Source organism: Pseudomonas sp. ATCC PTA-122608 (genome assembly GCF_001952855.1).
Classification (GTDB): Bacteria; Pseudomonadota; Gammaproteobacteria; order Pseudomonadales; family Pseudomonadaceae; genus Aquipseudomonas.
The window spans coordinates 170,772-189,182 of sequence record NZ_LPNO01000003.1 but is presented as its reverse complement, the minus strand read 5'-3'; the positions used below and the strand labels follow the sequence as shown (position 1 = coordinate 189,182).

At 61.6% G+C, this 18,411-nt stretch carries 12 protein-coding genes and 2 rRNA genes; 12 read left to right on the top strand and 2 right to left on the bottom strand.

The window, feature by feature from the left end:
* From AU074_RS05375 to AU074_RS05340, 8 genes are all read left to right on the top strand, one after another.
* Positions 1–211 (top strand): 23S ribosomal RNA (locus tag AU074_RS05375); the annotation flags it as partial.
* A 174-nt stretch (positions 212–385) separates the two neighbouring features.
* A 5S ribosomal RNA gene (rrf, locus tag AU074_RS05370) occupies positions 386–501 on the top strand.
* A gap of 159 nt (positions 502–660) precedes the next feature.
* The gene (gene recC / locus AU074_RS05365) at positions 661–4,110 is read left to right on the top strand and encodes an exodeoxyribonuclease V subunit gamma (RefSeq protein WP_076013831.1); all 3,450 of its coding nucleotides are present in this window, start codon (positions 661–663) and stop codon (positions 4,108–4,110) included.
* A complete protein-coding gene (gene recB / locus AU074_RS05360) occupies positions 4,107–7,784 on the top strand; it encodes an exodeoxyribonuclease V subunit beta (protein WP_076013830.1) in 3,678 nt (1,225 codons plus the stop codon). Before recC ends, recB begins: the two co-directional genes overlap by 4 nt.
* Positions 7,781–9,832 carry an exodeoxyribonuclease V subunit alpha gene (gene recD / locus AU074_RS05355; protein WP_076013829.1) on the top strand — a complete coding sequence of 684 codons (2,052 nt, stop codon included), beginning with the start codon at positions 7,781–7,783 and terminating at the stop codon, positions 9,830–9,832. Before recB ends, recD begins: the two co-directional genes overlap by 4 nt.
* A gap of 161 nt (positions 9,833–9,993) precedes the next feature.
* Positions 9,994–10,563 (top strand): YfiR family protein, encoded by a 570-nt coding sequence (locus AU074_RS05350; RefSeq protein ID WP_076013828.1) that lies wholly within the window; start codon positions 9,994–9,996, stop codon positions 10,561–10,563.
* On the top strand, positions 10,560–11,828 hold the full coding sequence (locus AU074_RS05345; protein ID WP_076013827.1) for a diguanylate cyclase domain-containing protein: 1,269 nt from the start codon (positions 10,560–10,562) through the stop codon (positions 11,826–11,828). The genes AU074_RS05350 and AU074_RS05345 overlap by 4 nt, the downstream gene beginning before the upstream one ends.
* Positions 11,829–11,832: 4 nt before the next feature.
* On the top strand, positions 11,833–12,324 hold the full coding sequence (locus tag AU074_RS05340; RefSeq protein ID WP_076013826.1) for an OmpA family protein: 492 nt from the start codon (positions 11,833–11,835) through the stop codon (positions 12,322–12,324).
* A gap of 135 nt (positions 12,325–12,459) precedes the next feature.
* Here the strand turns inward: AU074_RS05340 and AU074_RS05335 are convergent, their stop codons facing one another.
* Entirely contained in the window at positions 12,460–13,407 is a 948-nt protein-coding gene (locus AU074_RS05335; RefSeq protein WP_076013825.1) for a LysR family transcriptional regulator, read from the bottom strand.
* A 174-nt stretch (positions 13,408–13,581) separates the two neighbouring features.
* Between AU074_RS05335 and AU074_RS05330 the strand changes: the two genes are divergently transcribed.
* Both AU074_RS05330 and mmsB read left to right on the top strand, forming a co-directional pair.
* Positions 13,582–15,099: a CoA-acylating methylmalonate-semialdehyde dehydrogenase gene (locus AU074_RS05330; RefSeq protein ID WP_076013824.1), complete on the top strand. Its 1,518-nt coding sequence runs from the start codon at positions 13,582–13,584 to the stop codon at positions 15,097–15,099.
* 14 nt (positions 15,100–15,113) lie between these two features.
* Positions 15,114–16,001, top strand: coding sequence for a 3-hydroxyisobutyrate dehydrogenase (mmsB, locus tag AU074_RS05325; protein WP_076013823.1), 888 nt, complete (start codon positions 15,114–15,116; stop codon positions 15,999–16,001).
* A gap of 135 nt (positions 16,002–16,136) precedes the next feature.
* Here the strand turns inward: mmsB and AU074_RS05320 are convergent, their stop codons facing one another.
* Positions 16,137–16,481 carry a cupin domain-containing protein gene (locus AU074_RS05320; RefSeq protein WP_003212331.1) on the bottom strand — a complete coding sequence of 115 codons (345 nt, stop codon included), beginning with the start codon at positions 16,479–16,481 and terminating at the stop codon, positions 16,137–16,139.
* 377 nt (positions 16,482–16,858) lie between these two features.
* Here AU074_RS05320 and kynB point away from each other — a divergent pair, with 377 nt between their 5' ends.
* Positions 16,859–17,509, top strand: coding sequence for an arylformamidase (gene kynB / locus AU074_RS05315; RefSeq protein WP_076013822.1), 651 nt, complete (start codon positions 16,859–16,861; stop codon positions 17,507–17,509).
* Entirely contained in the window at positions 17,506–18,363 is an 858-nt protein-coding gene (gene kynA / locus AU074_RS05310; RefSeq protein WP_076013821.1) for a tryptophan 2,3-dioxygenase, read from the top strand. Before kynB ends, kynA begins: the two co-directional genes overlap by 4 nt.
* Positions 18,364–18,411 lie beyond the last annotated feature (48 nt).

The window sequence follows — 18,411 nt, the reverse complement described above, 5'->3', positions numbered from 1 at the left end:
GTTGTCACGCCAGTGGCATTGCCGGGTAGCTATGTTCGGAATAGATAACCGCTGAAAGCATCTAAGCGGGAAACTAGCCTCAAGATGAGATCTCACTGGAACCTTGAGTTCCCTGAAGGGCCGTCGAAGACTACGACGTTGATAGGTTGGGTGTGTAAGCGCTGTGAGGCGTTGAGCTAACCAATACTAATTGCCCGTGAGGCTTGACCATATAACACCCAAGCAATTTGACTATTCCTGACTTGGAAACAAGTAGAAGCATCAGATTGCGGTGTGTGAAGACGAAACGAACCGAAAGTTCGAGATACTCACAAAACACCGAAAGCTATCACATACCCAATTTGCTGAAGCGAGACCAACTGGTCACGACTCAGTACCCGAATTTCTTGACGACCATAGAGCATTGGAACCACCTGATCCCATCCCGAACTCAGCAGTGAAACGATGCATCGCCGATGGTAGTGTGGGGTTTCCCCATGTGAGAGTAGGTCATCGTCAAGATTAAATTCCAGAGCCCCTGATTGCTAACGCAATCAGGGGTTTTGTTTTGGGCGGTCGGAAAGTTTTGCGAGCGTCCTCAAGTGTTCCTCACTTGCAGCCTACGACTGCCTTCAATGCTAAAGTCCATCCCTCGATTTTGCTTTTCCCAAGGAAGCCGTTATGCCGGATGCGACGTCCCTCAGTGCTGGATTCATGGTGGTTCACGGCAACCGCCTGGATGAGCTGCGCAGCCTGGTCGTCAGTTGGATGCGTCGTTACCCGCTGGCTCCCCTCGAAAACGAAATTGCCCTGGTACAAAGCAACGGCATTGCCCAATGGCTCAAACTGGCGCTGGCTGAAGACCCTGAAGATGACGACATGGGTGGTTGCGGCATCGCTGCGGCTATCGACGTACAACTTCCCGGCAGCTTCATGTGGCAGCTCTATCGCATGGTCCTGGGCAAAGACGAGATCCCGCCCAAGTCCCTGCTCGACAAAGCCCCACTGACCTGGCGCCTCATGCGCCTGCTTCCCGAACTGATCGACCAGCCCCACTTCGAACCCCTGCAACGCTTCCTGACCCACGACACGGATCTGCGCAAACGCTACCAACTGGCAGAACGCCTCGCCGACCTGTTCGACCAATACCAGGTCTACCGCGCCGACTGGCTGGAAGACTGGGCTGCCGGTCGTCATCAACTACGCAATGGCCGAGGCGAATCCAAACCCCTGAGCCCAGCCAACTGCTGGCAAGCCGAACTATGGCGTGCCCTGCTGCTGGATGTCGGAGAGGAGGGCATGGCCCAGAGTCGCGCCGGCGTTCACCAGCGCTTTATCGAGCGCATCAACACCCTCGAAAAAGCCCCGGTTGGCCTGCCCTCCCGCGTGATCGTTTTCGGCATTTCTTCCCTGCCAGCCCAAGCCCTGGAAGCGCTCGCCGGCCTCGCCCGTTTCAGCCAAGTGCTGCTGTGCGTGCACAACCCTTGTCGCCACCATTGGTCCGACATCGTCGCCGACAAAGACCTGCTCCGAAACGAATACAAACGCCAGGCGCGCAAAGCCGGAATGCCGGTCACCATCGACCCGCAAACTTTGCACCAGCACGCCCACCCGCTGCTCGCTGCCTGGGGCAAGCAAGGCCGTGACTACATCAACCTGTTGGACAGCTACGACGACCCCAACAGTTACCGCTCGGCATTCCGCGACGGCCGCATCGACCTGTTCAGCGAGACCGAGCCCACCACATTGCTCAACCAGCTTCAGGACGACATTCTCGAACTGCGACCGCTCAACGAAACCCGTGAACTTTGGCCAGGCGTCGATCTGCAGCGTGACACTTCCATCCGCTTCCACATCGCCCACAGCGCCCAACGCGAAGTAGAAATTCTCCACGACCAGTTACTCCAGCGTTTCAGCGCCGACCCCACGCTACGTCCACGGGATATCATCGTCATGGTCCCCGACGTCGACAGCTACGCGCCGCACATTCGCGCCGTATTCGGCCAGCTTGAAAGAAGCGACCTACGCTTTATTCCGTTCACCCTGACAGATCAAGGCCAGCGCGGCCGCGACCCATTGCTGATCGCCGTCGAACACTTGCTCAAGCTCCCCGACAGCCGCTTCCCGGTCAGCGAAATCCTCGACCTGCTCGACGTCCCCGCCCTGCGTGAACGCTTCGCCATCAAGGAGCGCGACCTGCCGACCCTGCACCGCTGGATCGAAGGCGCAGGCATCCGCTGGGGCCTCAACGCCGAACAGCGCGCCGGTCTCGGCTTGCCTCAGGAGCTGGAGCAAAACAGCTGGCGTTTCGGCCTGCGCCGCATGCTCCTGGGCTACGCCGTCGGTACGGGTTCGGCCTGCGATGGCATCGAGCCTTACGATGAAATCGGTGGCCTCGACGCCGCACTGATCGGCCCGCTGGTCGCACTGCTCGACGCACTGCACGACGCCCACCAGGCACTGTCACAACCCGCCGCGCCGAGAGAGTGGGGCGAGCGCCTGCAGAACCTGATGCAGTTGTTCTTCCTTCCGAGCAACGAGCACGATGACTACCTCTTGGGGCAGCTTGAGCAACTGAGAGAAACCTGGCTCGAGACCTGCGAGTCCGTCGGCTTGCACGACGAGTTACCCCTGACCGTAGTCCGTGAGGCCTGGCTGGCTGGGCTCGACCAGGGCCGCCTGTCCCAACGCTTCCTCGCCGGGGCTGTCAATTTTTGCACCCTGATGCCGATGCGTGCGATCCCGTTCAAGCTGGTGTGTCTGCTGGGCATGAACGACGGCGACTACCCGCGCGCGCAACCGCCGCTGGACTTCGACCTGATGGGCAGCGACTACCGCCCTGGCGACCGCTCACGCCGTGAAGACGATCGCTACCTGTTGCTCGAAGCCCTGCTATCGGCCCGCGACCAGCTCTACATCAGTTGGGTTGGCCGCAGCATCCGCGACAACAGCGACCGCCCGGCATCCGTCCTGATTGGCCAATTGCGCGACCACATCGCCAGCGGCTGGCACACCACCAGCGGCGAACCACTGCTGGAAGCCACCACCCAGGAACACCCGCTCCAACCCTTCAGCGCCCGCTACTTCCACGAAGGTGATGAGCTGTTCAGCTACGCCCGCGTATGGCAGTTGCTCCATGCGGCCGCGGAAAATCTTCCAGATACTGGCAGCCTGGCGCCGTACATTCAGGAAGAGCCGCTGATCCTCGGCCAACTGCAAGACTTCCTGCGCAACCCGGTCAAACACTTCTTCAGCCAGCGCCTGAAAGTGTTTTTCGAAGCCGCCGAAGTTCCGCTGGAAGATGAAGAACCCTTCGTCCTTGATGCACTGCAGCGCTATAGCTTGAGCGACAGCTTGCTCACGGCGGCACTCACGAGCCCCGACAACCTCGACGGAGCCCTTAACGCCCAAGCCCTGCGGTTGCAAGGCAGCGGCTTGTTGCCCATGGTCGGTTTCGGCGAATGCCTGCGCAAAGAACTGATTGAGCCCTTGCCGGATCTGCTGCAACGTTATCAGCAACTCCTGGCTCTCTGGCCAACACCGCACACCAGCGCCGAACCGATCAGTTTTGAGCATCAGGGCATCCAGCTGGAAGGTTGGATCAGCGGCCTGCACCAACGCAGCGACGGCAGCTTTTTAAGTGTCACCGCCATTCCTAACAGCATCGGCTCGATCAAAACCCGCAAGTGGCATCGCCTGATTCGCCCGTGGGTGAACCACCTGGTGGCCTGCGCCTGCGGGCTGCCATTAAGCACCGGCCTGGTTGCGAGCGACGACACCCTGCTATTGGCCCCGCTGGAGCAAGCCACCGCCCAGGAACTCCTCGGTAACCTGCTGCTCGCGTGGAAAACCGGAATGAGCGAACCACTGCCGATCGCCGTTAAAACAGCGTTCGCCTGGCTCGGTCAAACCGACCCGGCCAAAGCGCAAGCCGCCGCCAGCAAAGCCTATGAAGGCGACGGCCAAACCACCGACGGCGAGCGCCGCGAAAGCCCTGCGCTTACCCGGCAGTTCCCCGACTACGCTGCCCTGCTGGCCAGCGAAGAGTTTGAAGGTTGGTGCGAAACCCTCTACCGACCGTTGATCAACGCCCCCTGGCGATCACTCACCAGCGCGGAGGCCAGCGCATGAGCGGCACAAAACCCCTGGCCCTGGCGTTCCCGCTCAAGGGTAGCCAACTGATCGAAGCCAGCGCCGGCACCGGCAAGACGTTCACCATCTCGGCGCTTTACCTGCGTTTGGTACTTGGCCACGGCGGTGACGAATCGGGCTTCGGCCGCGAGTTGCTGCCGCCGCAAATTCTCGTCGTGACGTTCACCGACGCCGCCACCAAAGAACTGCGCGAACGTATCCGCATCCGCCTGGCAGAGGCCGCGCGTTTTTTCCGCGAAGAAATCGAAGAACCCGATGCACTGATCGCCGAACTGCGCGACCAATACAGCCCCGAACAATGGCCCGGCTGCGCCAATCGTCTGGATATCGCTGCCCAATGGATGGACGAAGCCGCCGTCTCTACCATCCACAGTTGGTGCCAGCGCATGCTGCGCGAACACGCCTTCGACAGCGGCAGCCTGTTCACCCAGACCCTGGAAACCGACCACAGCGACCTGCTCGGCGAAGTGCTACGCGACTACTGGCGATTGTTCTGCTACCCGATGCACGACGACGCATTGAACTGGGTGCGCAACAATTGGGGCGGCCCGGCAGCCCTGATGCCACGGGTACGCGCGTTGTTCAATAGCGAGCGGCCCACGGATGAAACTCGCGACCCCGCCGAGCTGATCAACGAATGCCTACAGGAACGCCGCCAAGCCCTCGTCGCGCTCAAGGCACCCTGGCAACAATGGGCAGAAGAGTTGCGCAACATTTGCTTGCAGGCCGTCGCCGCCAAAGCCGTCGATGGCCGCAAGATGCAAGCGCGTTACTTCGAGCCCTGGTTTGAGAAGATCAGCGCCTGGGCAGCAGATGAATCTCTCGAGCAACTGGATATCGGTACCGGGTTCACCCGCCTGACCCCCGACGGCATGGCCGAAGCCTGGAAAGGCGAACCACCACGCCATCCGGGTATCGACGCCATGGCCAGTCTCAAGGCCAGCCTCGACGCCCTGCCAACGCCGGATGCCGCAGTGCTGCAACACGCCGCCGGCTGGGTAGGAAAACGCTTCGAGGAAGAAAAACGTCGTCGCGCCGAAATGGGCTTCGACGACATGCTGATCCGCCTCAACGCCGCGCTGCAGGCCGACGGCGGCGAACGCCTGGCCAGTGTGATCCGAGAGCAATTCCCGGTCGCCTTGATCGACGAATTCCAGGACACCGACCCGGTGCAATACAGCATCTTCGACAGCATCTACCGCATTGAAGAAAACCACCTCGACAGCGGCCTGTTCCTGATCGGCGACCCGAAGCAGGCGATCTACGCCTTCCGTGGTGCCGACATCTACACCTATCTGCGTGCGCGCCAGTCCACCACCGGCCGCCATCACACCCTGGGCACCAACTTCCGTTCCAGCCACGCCATGGTCGAGGCGGTAAACCATGTGTTCCAGCGCGCAGAAAAAGGCCGCGGCGCGTTCCTGTTCCGCGAACCCGACGGGACGAATCCGGTGCCGTTCCAGTCGGTATTGTCCCAAGGCCGCAAGGAACAACTGCAGGTCAACGGTCAGACGTTGCCCGCGCTGAACCTCTGGCACCTGCCCACCGACCAGCCCATCTCCAGCGTGCTCTACCGCCAACAGCTGGCCGCGACCTGTGCCAGTCAAATCGTCGCATTACTCAACGGTGGCCAGCAGGGTACTGCCGGATTCCTGAGCAAAGACGCTAGCTTCAAAGGCGTGCTGCCGTCAGATATCGCCATCCTCGTGCGCGACGGCAAGGAAGCCCAAGCTGTGCGTGGTGAACTGGCCGCCCGTGGTGTGCGCAGCGTCTACCTGTCTGATAAGGATTCGGTGTTTGCCGCCCAGGAAGCCCACGACCTGCTGGCCTGGCTCAAAGCCTGCGCCGAGCCAGACGTTGAGCGCCCACTGCGCGCTGCCCTGGCCTGCGTTACCTTGAACCTGTCATTGCCCGAACTGGAGCGTCTGAACCAGGACGAACTGGCGTGGGAAAAACGCGTGATGCAGTTCCGCGACTACCGCACGATCTGGCGGACCCAAGGTGTGCTGCCGATGCTGCGTCGCCTGTTGCACGACTTCCAATTACCGCAAACCCTGATCACCCGCAGCGATGGCGAACGGGTGCTGACCAACCTGTTGCACCTCTCGGAATTGTTGCAACAGGCGGCCGCAGAACTGGACGGCGAACAGGCACTGATTCGCCATCTGGCCGAACATCTCGCGCTCTCTGGTCAGGCCGGTGAAGAGCAGATCCTGCGCCTGGAAAGCGATGAGCAACTGGTCAAAGTAGTGACGATCCACAAGTCAAAGGGGCTGGAATACGACCTGGTCTTCCTGCCGTTCATTTGCTCGGCAAAACCGGTGGATGGCAGCCGCTTGCCGTTGCATTACCACGATGCAAACGGCAGATCCCAAGTCAGCCTCAGGCCCACCGCCGAGTTGATCGCCCAAGCCGACGACGAGCGCCTGGCCGAAGACCTGCGCCTGTTTTACGTGGCGCTGACCCGGGCCAAACACGCTTGCTGGCTGGGGATCGCTGACCTGAAGCGCGGCAATAACAACAGCTCGGTGTTGCACCTGTCGGCCCTGGGCTACTTGCTCGGCGGCGGTGCTTCACTGGGTGAATCCGCCGGCCTGACCCGCTGGCTGCTCGACTTGCAGGAAGGTTGCCCTGCGCTGCATTACTCAGAGATACCCGAAGCCGATGCGGTCATCTTCCACCCGCCGCGCAACGAAGCCACTTTGCTTGCGCCGCTGTTGCCCAAACGCAAGGCCGCAGAAAACTGGTGGATCGCTTCCTACAGTGCTCTGCGCATCGGCGAAAGCATGAGCGCCGCCAGCCTCGAAGCACCGGAAAGCCCACAAGCGCAGAAGCTGTTTGACGACGAACGCCTCGACCCGGATGCCCCGCGCGAAGTGCCGGCTTCCGGTGGAGATATTCACCGTTTCCCACGCGGGCCAAACCCCGGCACCTTCCTCCATGGTCTGCTGGAATGGGCGGGCGGAGAAGGCTTCGACGTCACCCCCGAAGCCATCGAAGATGCGGTCGCCCGCCGCTGTAACCGGCGCGGTTGGGAAGGCTGGATCGGCACCCTCAGCGGTTGGCTCGGGCACCTGTTGCAAGCCCGGTTGCCGCTGGATAACGGGCAGTTGGCCCTTAGCGAGTTGCAGCACTACCAGATCGAAATGGAATTCTGGTTCGCCAGCCACAAGGTCGACGTCCTCGCACTCGACAAACTGGTGTGCCAGCACACTCACAATGGCGTATCCCGCGTGTCGGCTGAACCTGTGCTGCTCAACGGCATGTTCAAGGGCTTTATTGACCTGACGTTCGAGCACCAAGGCCGTTACTACGTGGCTGACTACAAATCCAACTGGCTCGGTCCCGACGATTCGGCCTACACACAACAGGCCATGGAACTGTCGATCCTCGATCATCGTTACGACCTGCAATACGTGCTTTACCTACTGGCCCTGCATCGCCAGCTCAAGGCTCGTCTGCCGGATTACGACTACGATCGCCATGTCGGCGGTGCGTTGTACCTGTTCCTGAGGGGCACCCATTCCGCGAGCCAGGGTGCGTATTTCACCCGTCCGCCTCGGGCATTGATCGAAAACCTGGACCTGCTGTTCCAGGGTAAACCGCTACCACCCAAAGCCGAGCCCGCCTGGGAACAAGGAGAGCTGCTATGAGCCTGTCGCCGTTACCGCTCGAGGCGCTGACGCCCCTCAGTCGCGCCGCCGACCTGGTGCAATTGCTCGACCTTTGGGTGCAGCGCGGCTGGTTGCGCGCGTTGGATAAAGCCTTCGTCGGCTTCCTCCACGAGCTTGATCCCGAGGCTGATCCCCTGGTGTTGCTGGCCGCCGCCCTGACCAGTCACCAACTGGGCCATGGCCATGTGTGCCTGGACCTGTTCGAAACCCTCAAGGCTCCGGATTTCGCCCTGTCGCTGCCGCCTGAAGGTGATGCGCAAACGGGTGTCATGCTGTTGCCATCGCAATTGCTCGACGGCCTGGATGGCGCTCACTGGTGCAACGTCCTGGCCGCTAGCCGCCTGGTGGCACCGGCCGTCGACGGCAGCGCGGACGCGCAAAGCCGGCCACTGGTGCTGTCGGGCACGCGCCTGTACTTGCGCCGCTACTGGACTTACGAGCGACGTATCGACAGCGCCTTGCGCCTGCGACTCGCCACCACCGAAAGCGTTGCCGACGATTTGCCCGAACGCTTGAATCGGCTGTTCGACCAAGCCCCGCCAGACGGTGTCGTCGACTGGCAAAAACTCGCCTGCGCCCTGGCCACACGCGGTGCATTCAGCATCGTCACCGGCGGCCCGGGCACTGGCAAGACCACCACGGTGGTGCGCTTGCTCGCGCTGCTGCAGGCGCCAGCGGTGGAGAACGGCAGCGCATTGCGCATCCGCCTGGCAGCACCCACCGGCAAGGCGGCCGCACGCTTGACCGAGTCCATCAGCCAGCAAGTGCTGTCGCTGAAAGTACCGGATGCGGTGAAGGAAAAAATCCCGACTCAGGTCACCACCGTCCACCGTTTGCTGGGCAGCCGACCTGGCACCCGACACTTCCGGCATCACATCGGCAATCCGTTGCCGCTGGATGTATTAGTGGTGGATGAAGCCTCAATGATTGACCTGGAAATGATGGCCAACCTGCTGGATGCCTTACCACCCCATGCCCGCCTGGTGCTGCTGGGTGACAAGGACCAGTTGGCCTCGGTCGAGGCCGGCGCGGTGTTGGGTGATTTGTGCCGCGACGCCGAAGCCGGTTTCTACAGCCCGCAAACCCGCCTGTGGCTGCAACAGGTCAGCGGCGAAGACCTCCGCGCCAGCGGCCTGCAGGAAGACCTCGACGGCAGTCATCCATTGGCGCAACAAGTGGTGATGCTGCGTTACTCGCGGCGTTTTGGCGAAGGCAGCGGCATCGGCCAACTGGCCCGTTGGGTCAATCAGCAAAATCCTGAACAGGCCCGCAAACTGCTGGCTGCCCGCAGCCATGCCGATCTGTTTTGCGTCAGCCTCAAGGGCGAGCACGACCATGCACTGGAGCGCCTGGTGCTGGACGGCCATGGTGACGGAGCCCACGGTTATCGCTATTACCTGAAGCTGCTGCAGGCCGCGCGCCCGTCCGTAGAGACGCCACGGGATGACGAGGCCTGGACGCTCTGGGCGCAAAAGCTGCTGACAGCCTTCGACGCGTTCCAGCTGCTCTGCGCCGTCCGCAAGGGCCCGTGGGGTGTCGAGGGCTTGAACCTGCGCATCACCGCGGCGCTGCTCAAGTCCCGGCTGATCGACAGCGATCAGCAGTGGTACGAAGGCCGCCCGGTGTTGATGACTCGCAACGACTACGGCCTTGGCCTGATGAACGGCGACATTGGCATCGCCCTGAAACTACCCGAAAGCGACGGCGGGCCGCAGGTGCTGCGGGTGGCGTTCCCGCGCAACGATGGCCAGGGCGGCGTGCGCTTTGTGCTGCCCAGCCGGCTCAACGACGTCGAAACCGTTTATGCGATGACGGTGCACAAATCCCAAGGCTCTGAATTCACCCATACCGCACTGATTCTGCCGGATGCGCTGAACCCGGTGCTCACCAAAGAGTTGATCTACACCGGCATCACCCGCGCCAAGGACTGGTTCAGCCTGATCGAACCCCGGGGTGGCGTGTTCGAAGAGGCGGTGAGTCGCAAGGTGAAGCGCTTGAGTGGGCTGATGCTGGAGCTGGGCACTTGATCGTTAAAGAACCTGACCAATGGGTCATCTAAATTTTCTGATCCAAATGTGTGATTTTTCTTAATAAAATGTCGGAATCCTCCTAGGTGTCGCCTCGGGGGTTTTCCGCCGTTGTGCTATCGTTGCGGCATCATCCCGAGAAGATCTTAGAGAATCGCTGCATGAACGTGGCTGTCTCGCCCACAGAGCGAAGTTTGAGCTGGAGACGAATGCTGCTGTTGGCGCTTCTGTGGATCTTCACGCCTCTCGCTTTTGCCCAGCCCCCTGCCGACATGGCTGATCACCGGGCCAAGTCTGTCACGCAGGTGGTCCTCGGAATCCTCAGTTATGCCCGCTGGCCGGTAGAGCCCGCGCAATTGCGCCTGTGCATCGTCGGGCCAACCCAATACACCGATGACCTGGTCAAAGGCACCACCCAGGCTACCGGCCGTCCGGTAGTGGTCCAGCGTTTGCTGGCTGACCATCCCGACATTGCCAGCGCATGCGACGCCGTCTACATCGGCCAATTGACCAGCGAGGAGCGCAGCCGGCTGTTCACCACATTGGCCGGCCGTCCGGTGCTCAGCATCAGCGAAGGCGGTGACCAATGCACCGTGGGTAGCCTGTTCTGCCTGCGAGTGGCCGACGAACAGGTGTCCTTCGAGGTCAACCTGGACTCCGTTGCCCGCAGCGGTGTGCGCATTCATCCGAGCGTACTGCAACTGTCCCGCCGTCGAGCGCCGGGCTCATGAGAGTTGATAAGGCGCCAGTGCGCCCTACTTTGCGTTCGGTGATCGGGCGTGGGCACCTGAGTCTGGCGCTGATGGCCGTCAGCATGGCCAGTATCTCCCTGACCCTGCTCGGCGTGCTCGCGCTACGGGTGTATGCCGACCACAACCTGCACCTGATCGCCCGCTCCATCAACTACACCGTGGAAGCGGCGGTGGTGTTCAACGACAGCGCGGCGGCCACTGAAGCATTGGCCGTGATTGCCTCGGAAGAAGAGGTGGCCGAGGCAGAAGTCTTCAACGTTGAAGGCAAGCAACTGGCACATTGGGAGCGCCCGGAAACCGGGATGCTGTCGATGATTGAGCTGCAGTTGGCGCATGCGCTGCTTGAACAGCCCATCACCCAGCCGATCCTGCACCAGGGCCAGGTCATCGGCAGCGTGCACCTGACCGGCCATGGCGGCAGCCTGTTGCGCTTCCTGCTCAGCGGCCTTGCCGGGATTTTGGTGTGCACCGCTCTCAGTGCCTGGGTTGCGCTGTATCTGGCGCGGCGCCTGTTACGCGGCATCACCGGGCCGTTGCACAGCCTGGCTTCGGTGGCCCACGCCGCCCGCAGCGAGCGGGCCTTTGACCGGCGCGTACCGCCGGCGCAAATCGCCGAACTCGACAGCCTGGGCAACGACTTCAATGCCTTGCTCGACGAGCTGGAAGCCTGGCAGACCCACCTGCAAAGCGAAAACGAAACCCTCGCCCACCAGGCCAGCCACGACAGCCTGACCGGACTGCCCAACCGTGCTTTCTTCGAAGGTCGGCTGATTCGCGCCCTGCGCAGCGCCGCCAAACTCAACGAGAAGGTCGCGGTATTGTTCCTCGACAGCGACCGCTTCAAAGACATCAACGACAACTACGGCCACGCCGCCGGCGACGCAGTATTGGTGGCAGTGGCTGCGCGCATTCGTGCGCAACTGCGCGAACAGGACCTGGTGGCACGCCTGGGCGGCGATGAATTCGCCATCTTGCTGTCGCCCCTGCATAGGCTTGAGGACGCCCAGCGCATTGCCGAAAAAATCATCGCCAGCATGGACGCGCCCATTGCGCTGCCCGGCGACACCCACGTATTGACCTCACTCAGTATTGGCATTGCCATCTACCCTGATCATGGTGCCACCCCCGGTAACCTGCTCAACGCCGCCGACGCGGCGATGTACCAGGCCAAACGGCTCTCCCAGGGTGGCCAGCAAACGGCGGAATCCGAGTCTCCCGCCGCCAACGTTCAACACAGGAGTTGATCCCTTGTTCTCGACCGCACGCTTTTTATTCATCACCTTGCTCGTGGCCATGCTCGCCCTGAGTGGCTGCCAGACACCGCCGCCCAAAGGCCTGACACCGGCGCAAATCGCCGTGCTCAAACAGCAAGGCTTCGAACTGACTGACGAGGGCTGGGCCTTCGGCCTCTCGGGCAAGGTCCTGTTTGGCAGCGACGTCGAAAGCCTGAATGCCCCCAGCACCGAGATCGTCCAGCGCATTGGCAAGGCGCTGCTGGGCGTAGGTATTGAACGCGTACGGGTCGACGGCCACACCGACGCCTCGGGCAAGGAAACCTACAACCAGCAACTGTCCCTGCGCCGGGCAAAAAGCGTCGCACAGGTGTTGGTGGGCGTTGGCATGAAAGAAGAAAACGTACAACTGCGCGGGCTGGGCAGCAGCGAGCCGGTGGCGTCCAACACGACAGCGGCGGGGCGCACCGAGAATCGCCGGGTGTCGATTGTGGTGATTGCGGACTAAGCCGACGCCCTGGTTCGCTCTATGGAATGCGTTCAAAAATGTGGGAGCGGGCTTGCTCGCGAAGGCGGTGGATCAGTTGATGTATTTGGCGACTGACACGCTGCTATCGCGGGCAAGCCCGGCTCCCACATTTATTTAATCCGCAAACCTCATCTCCCGCGTTTCCCCCATCAACAACGGCTGATTCTGCTCCGTCACCTCACGGATGTAATCCCACAGCAGGGTGATCCGTTTCAACTTCCTCAGATCCTCGCGGCAGTACATCCAGAACTGCCGCGTAATGTTGATCTCCTTCGAAAGCACCGGCAGCAACCGCGGATCCTGCGCCGCCAAAAAGCACGGCAGGATCGCCAGCGACCGCCCTTGCTGCGCCGCCACGTACTGCGCGATCACGCTGGTACTGCGCAAGCTCGCGCTGGCGCCGGGCACCACATTCGCCAGGTACAACAGCTCCGAGCTGAACGCCAGGTCATCCACGTAGCTGATAAACGGGTGTTCGGCCAAATCCGCTGCCCGGCGGATGGGTGGGTGCTGGTCCAGGTATTCCTGTGTCGCGTACAGCTGCAGCTTGTAGTCGCACAGCTTGCAGCACACATACGGCCCGTGTTCGGGCCGCTCCAGGGCGATGACGATATCCGCCTCGCGCTTGGACAGGCTGATGAAGTGCGGCAGGGGCAGGATGTCCACAGAGATCGCCGGGTAGGTGTCGACGAAGTGGCTCAGTTGCGGGGTGACGAAGAAGCTGCCGAACCCTTCGGTGCAGCCCATGCGTACGTGGCCGGACAACGCCACGCCGGAGCCGGAAACCTGTTCGCAGGCCATGTGCAAGGTGCTTTCGATGGACTCGGCGTAACCCAGCAAACGCTGGCCTTCGGTGGTCAATACGAAGCCGTTGGTCCGGGACTTTTCAAACAGCAGAGTGCCCAAGGATCCTTCAAGGGAGGTAATGCGCCGCGACACGGTGGTGTAGTCCACCGCCAAGCGCTTGGCGGCGACGCTGGCCTTGCGGGTGCGGGCGACTTCGAGGAAAAACTTCAGGTCATCCCAGTTCAGGGAGCCTAGTGACGTGATGTTTTTTTGCATATTGGACCGGCTTTTATGTGCGTTCTTATTAGAAGTTTGCACATCTATACTCCAAAAACAGTCCGAACGCCTCATGTGTAGGAGCAAGCTTGCTCCTACAAAAGTCCGAACGCCTCATCCTCAAGGCGATTCAACGCCTTGGTTCTCTGCATACCTACAAGAATTGGAGACCACATGAACGCATCTGCCGATATTTCCGTGAAACAGGTCAAGCTGCTGATCAACGGCGAGTGGGTCGAGTCCAAGACCACCGAATGGCAAGACATCGTCAACCCCGCCACCCAGCAAGTACTGGCCCGTGTGCCTTTCTCCACCCCCGAAGAAGTCAACGCTGCCATCGACGCCGCCCATCGCGCCTTCCAGACCTGGAAGCTGACGCCGATCGGTGCGCGCATGCGCATCATGCTCAAGCTGCAAGCCTTGATCCGCGAGCACTCAAAGCGCATCGCCGTGGTCCTCAGCGCCGAGCAGGGCAAGACCATTGCCGACGCTGAAGGCGATATTTTCCGTGGCCTGGAAGTGGTTGAGCATGCGTGCTCCATCGGCACCCTGCAGATGGGCGAATTCGCTGAAAACGTCGCCGGCGGTGTGGATACCTACACCCTGCGCCAGCCGATCGGCGTGTGCGCAGGCATCACCCCGTTCAACTTCCCGGCAATGATTCCGCTGTGGATGTTCCCGATGGCCATCGCCTGCGGTAACACCTTCGTGCTCAAGCCTTCGGAACAGGACCCGCTGTCGACCGTGCTGCTGGTTGAGCTGGCAGTCGAAGCCGGTGTGCCAGCCGGTGTGCTGAACGTGGTTCACGGCGGCAAGGATGTGGTGGATGCGCTGTGCACCCACAAAGACATCAAGGCTGTGTCCTTCGTCGGCTCGACCGCCGTGGGTACTCACGTCTATGACCTCGCCGGCAAACACGGCAAGCGCGTGCAATCGATGATGGGCGCCAAGAACCACGCCGTGGTGCTGCCGGACGCCAACCGTGAGCAAACCCTCAACGCCCTGGTAGGTGCCGGATTCGGCGCGGCCGGTCAGCGTTGCATGGCAACTTCCGTGGTGGTGCTGGTGGGCGCGGCCAAGCAATGGCTGCCGGACCTCAAGGCCCTGGCGCAAAAACTCAAGGTGAATGCCGGCAGTGAAGCCGGTACTGATGTGGGCCCGGTGATCTCCAAGCGCGCCAAGGCACGCATTCTCGACCTGATCGAAAGCGGCGTGAAAGAAGGCGCCAAGCTGGAGCTGGATGGCCGTGACATCAAGGTTCCAGGTTTCGAAGACGGCAACTTCGTCGGCCCGACCCTGTTCTCCGGCGTGACCACCGACATGCAGATCTACACCCAGGAAATCTTCGGCCCGGTGCTGGTGGTGCTGGAAGTCGACACCCTCGACCAAGCCATCGCCCTGGTCAACGCCAACCCGTTCGGCAACGGCACCGGCCTGTTCACCCAGAGCGGCGCGGCAGCGCGTAAATTCCAGAGCGAAATCGACGTCGGCCAGGTCGGCATCAACATCCCGATCCCCGTACCAGTTCCGTTCTTCAGCTTCACCGGTTCCCGCGGTTCGAAACTCGGCGATCTGGGCCCGTACGGCAAGCAAGTGGTGCAGTTCTACACCCAGACCAAGACCGTCACCAGCCGCTGGTTCGACGATGACAGCGTCAACGATGGCGTCAACACCACCATCAACCTGCGCTGATCGAGGAGACGACCATGAAGATTGCATTTATTGGCCTGGGCAACATGGGCGCGCCGATGGCGCGCAACCTGATCAAGGCCGGCCACGCGCTGAACCTGTTCGATTTGAACCAGACCGTGCTCAAGGAACTGGCCGAACTGGGCGGCACCATCAGCGCCTCACCGCGTGCGGCAGCAGAAGGCGCCGAGCTGGTGGTGACCATGCTCCCGGCCGCGGCCCATGTGCGCAGCGTATGGCTCGGTGAAGATGGCGTGCTGGCCGGCATTGGCAAAGGCGTGCCGGCGGTGGATTGCAGCACCATCGACCCGCAAACCGCCCGCGACGTAGCGGCGGCGGCCGCGAAACAAGGCGTGGTGATGGCCGACGCCCCGGTGTCTGGCGGGACCGGCGGTGCCCAGGCCGGGACGTTGACCTTCATGGTCGGCGCCACTCCGGAACTGTTCGCCACCCTGCAGCCAGTGCTGGCGCAGATGGGCCGCAACATCGTTCACTGCGGTGAAGTCGGCACCGGGCAAATCGCCAAGATCTGCAACAACCTGCTGCTGGGTATCACCATGGTCGGCGTCAGCGAAGCCATGGCCCTGGGCGATGCGCTGGGCATCGACACCCAAGTGCTGGCGGGAATCATCAACAGCTCCACCGGGCGCTGCTGGAGTTCGGACACCTACAACCCATGGCCCGGGATTATCGAAACGGCGCCGTCGTCGCGGGGCTATACCGGCGGGTTTGGTGCGGAACTGATGCTCAAGGATCTTGGCCTGGCCACTGAAGCCGCCCGCCAGGCGCACCAACCGGTGATCCTCGGTGCAGTGGCGCAGCAGTTGTATCAATCGATGAGCCAGCGTGGGGAAGGGGGCAAGGACTTCTCGGCGATCATCAACAGCTATCGCAAACCCCAATAGGGGATTTTCCGGGAACTGTGGCGAGGGGGCTTGTCCCCCGTCGGGCTGCGCAGCGGCCCCAAAAAAAGCGGGAGCGCTACGCACTGGAGCGCCAGCCCGGTCCAACGGGGGCAAGCCCCCTCGCCACAATGGCTGTCAGGCAAACACAAAATACTTACGCACCGTCTCCACCACTTCCCACGTTCCCTTCATCCCCGGTTCCACCACAAAGATATCCCCAGCCCGCAAATGGATTGGCTCCAGGCCGTCGGGGGTGATCACGCAGTAGCCTTCCTGGAAGTGGCAGTATTCCCACTTCACGTACTCCACTCGCCATTTGCCCGGGGTGCAGATCCAGGTGCCCATGATCTTGCTGCCGTCTTCGCTGGTGTAGGCGTTGAGGTTGACGGTGTGTGGGTCGCCTTCGAGTTTTTCCCATTTGCAGGCGTCCAGCACCGGCAGTGGATGGGTATCGCGCAGTACGGTGATCGGCTTGGACATGATGGTTCCGAGGCAGTGGATGGGAAGTCCGAACCCTATCGCCTTGGGCCGCCCGCCTGTGGTCTGAACTCGACATCGGGATGCCCAGAAGCGCAGGCGGCCGTTGATCTTGATCCCCTGTAGGAGCGAGCTTGCTCGCGAAGGTCGTTAACGATGACGTTGGCATTCTGACTCCACGCGGGGGCCTCGAGTTTTTCGCGAGCAAGCTCGCTCCTACAGGGGGCAATGCCTGACCGGGCGCTTTGAAACATCCAATCACCAATCAGCCATTTCCTCGCAGTAAGTGCGAAAGATTTCCCGCTTTGCGCTGGTATTCGCAAGAATATTTACAGCTGGCCCTCGTATCATTCACCCCAGTAACGACCGAGAGCCTTGAAATGAATCCAATAACAACGTGGTGGGACATCAGCCCGCCCTTGAGCACCGCGACCCCGACCTGGCCGGGTGATACGCCGTTTCAGGAAGAGCGCGTGTGGCAGTTCGGCCCCGAGTGCCCGGTAAATGTCGGGCGCATCACCCTGTCGCCCCACACCGGCGCCCATGTGGACGCGCCGTTGCACTACAGCGCTGACGGTGCGCCCATCGGCGAAGTGTCCCTGGATGTGTACATGGGCCCGTGCCGGGTGCTGCATTGCCTGGGCTGCGGCGCGCTGGTGCAGCCACATCAGTTGGAAGGCCGCCTGGAGAACCTGCCGGAGCGTGTGCTGCTGCGCACTTATCAACAGGTGCCGCTGGATACCTGGGATTCGAATTTCACCGCCGTTGCCCCGCAAACCGTCGAGCTGCTGGCCAGCCTCGGTGTGCGCCTGATCGGCATCGACACGCCGTCCCTGGACCCGCAACAGTCCAAGACCATGGACTCCCACAACGCCGTCGCCCGTCATGGCATGGCGATTCTCGAAGGCATCGTCCTCGACGAGGTGCCGGAGGGCGATTACGAGTTGATCGCGCTGCCGCTGCGTTTTGCCAACCTCGATGCCAGCCCGGTACGAGCCATTCTCCGCCCGCTCAAGGAGCCCACGCGATGAGCCAGTGTCCTTTCTCCCCTGACTACCAGCCGCCGGAAGAATGGCATAACGCCGAGCTGAATTTTTCCGAGTCCATGAGCTATGGCGACTACCTGGACCTGGGCAAAGTACTCAGCGCCCAGCATCCGCTGTCGCCGGACCATAACGAAATGCTGTTCATCATCCAGCACCAGACCTCGGAGCTGTGGATGAAGCTGATGCTTCACGAACTCAAGGCCGCGCGTGAACACGTACGCCTGGGTGAGTTGCCACCGGCGTTCAAGATGCTGGCGCGGGTGTCGCGAATCTTTGACCAACTGGTGCACGCCTGGGCGGTGCTGGCGACCATGACGCCGTCGGAGTACAAGTCGATTCGCCCGTACCTGGGCCAGTCGTCGGGCTTCCAGTCGTTCCAGTACCGGGAAATCGAATTCATCCTCGGCAATAAAAGCGCGGCGCTGTTGCGGCCCCACGCCCATCGCCCGGACTTGTTGAACGAGTTGAAAGTGGCGATTGCCACGCCGTCGCTGTATGACGAGGCGATCAACCTGATGGCCAAGGCCGGGCTGGCGATCGACCCCAAGCGTGCCGAATGCGACCCGACGGCGCCGACGGTCCACGATGAATCCGTGGAGGCGGCGTGGCGCGAGGTTTATCGCGATCCGAGCCGTTATTGGGACCTGTACCAACTGGCCGAAAAGTTTATCGACCTGGAAGATTCCTTCCGCCAGTGGCGGTTCCGCCATGTCACCACCGTGGAGCGGATCATCGGCTTCCAGCCCGGTACGGGCGGCACCGAAGGCGTGGGCTACCTGCGCAAGATGCTCGACACCGTGCTGTTCCCCGAGCTGTGGCGAGTGCGTTCCACGTTGTAATCAAGGCCCAACAAAAAGCCCCGGTACTCATCAGTACCGGGGCTTTTC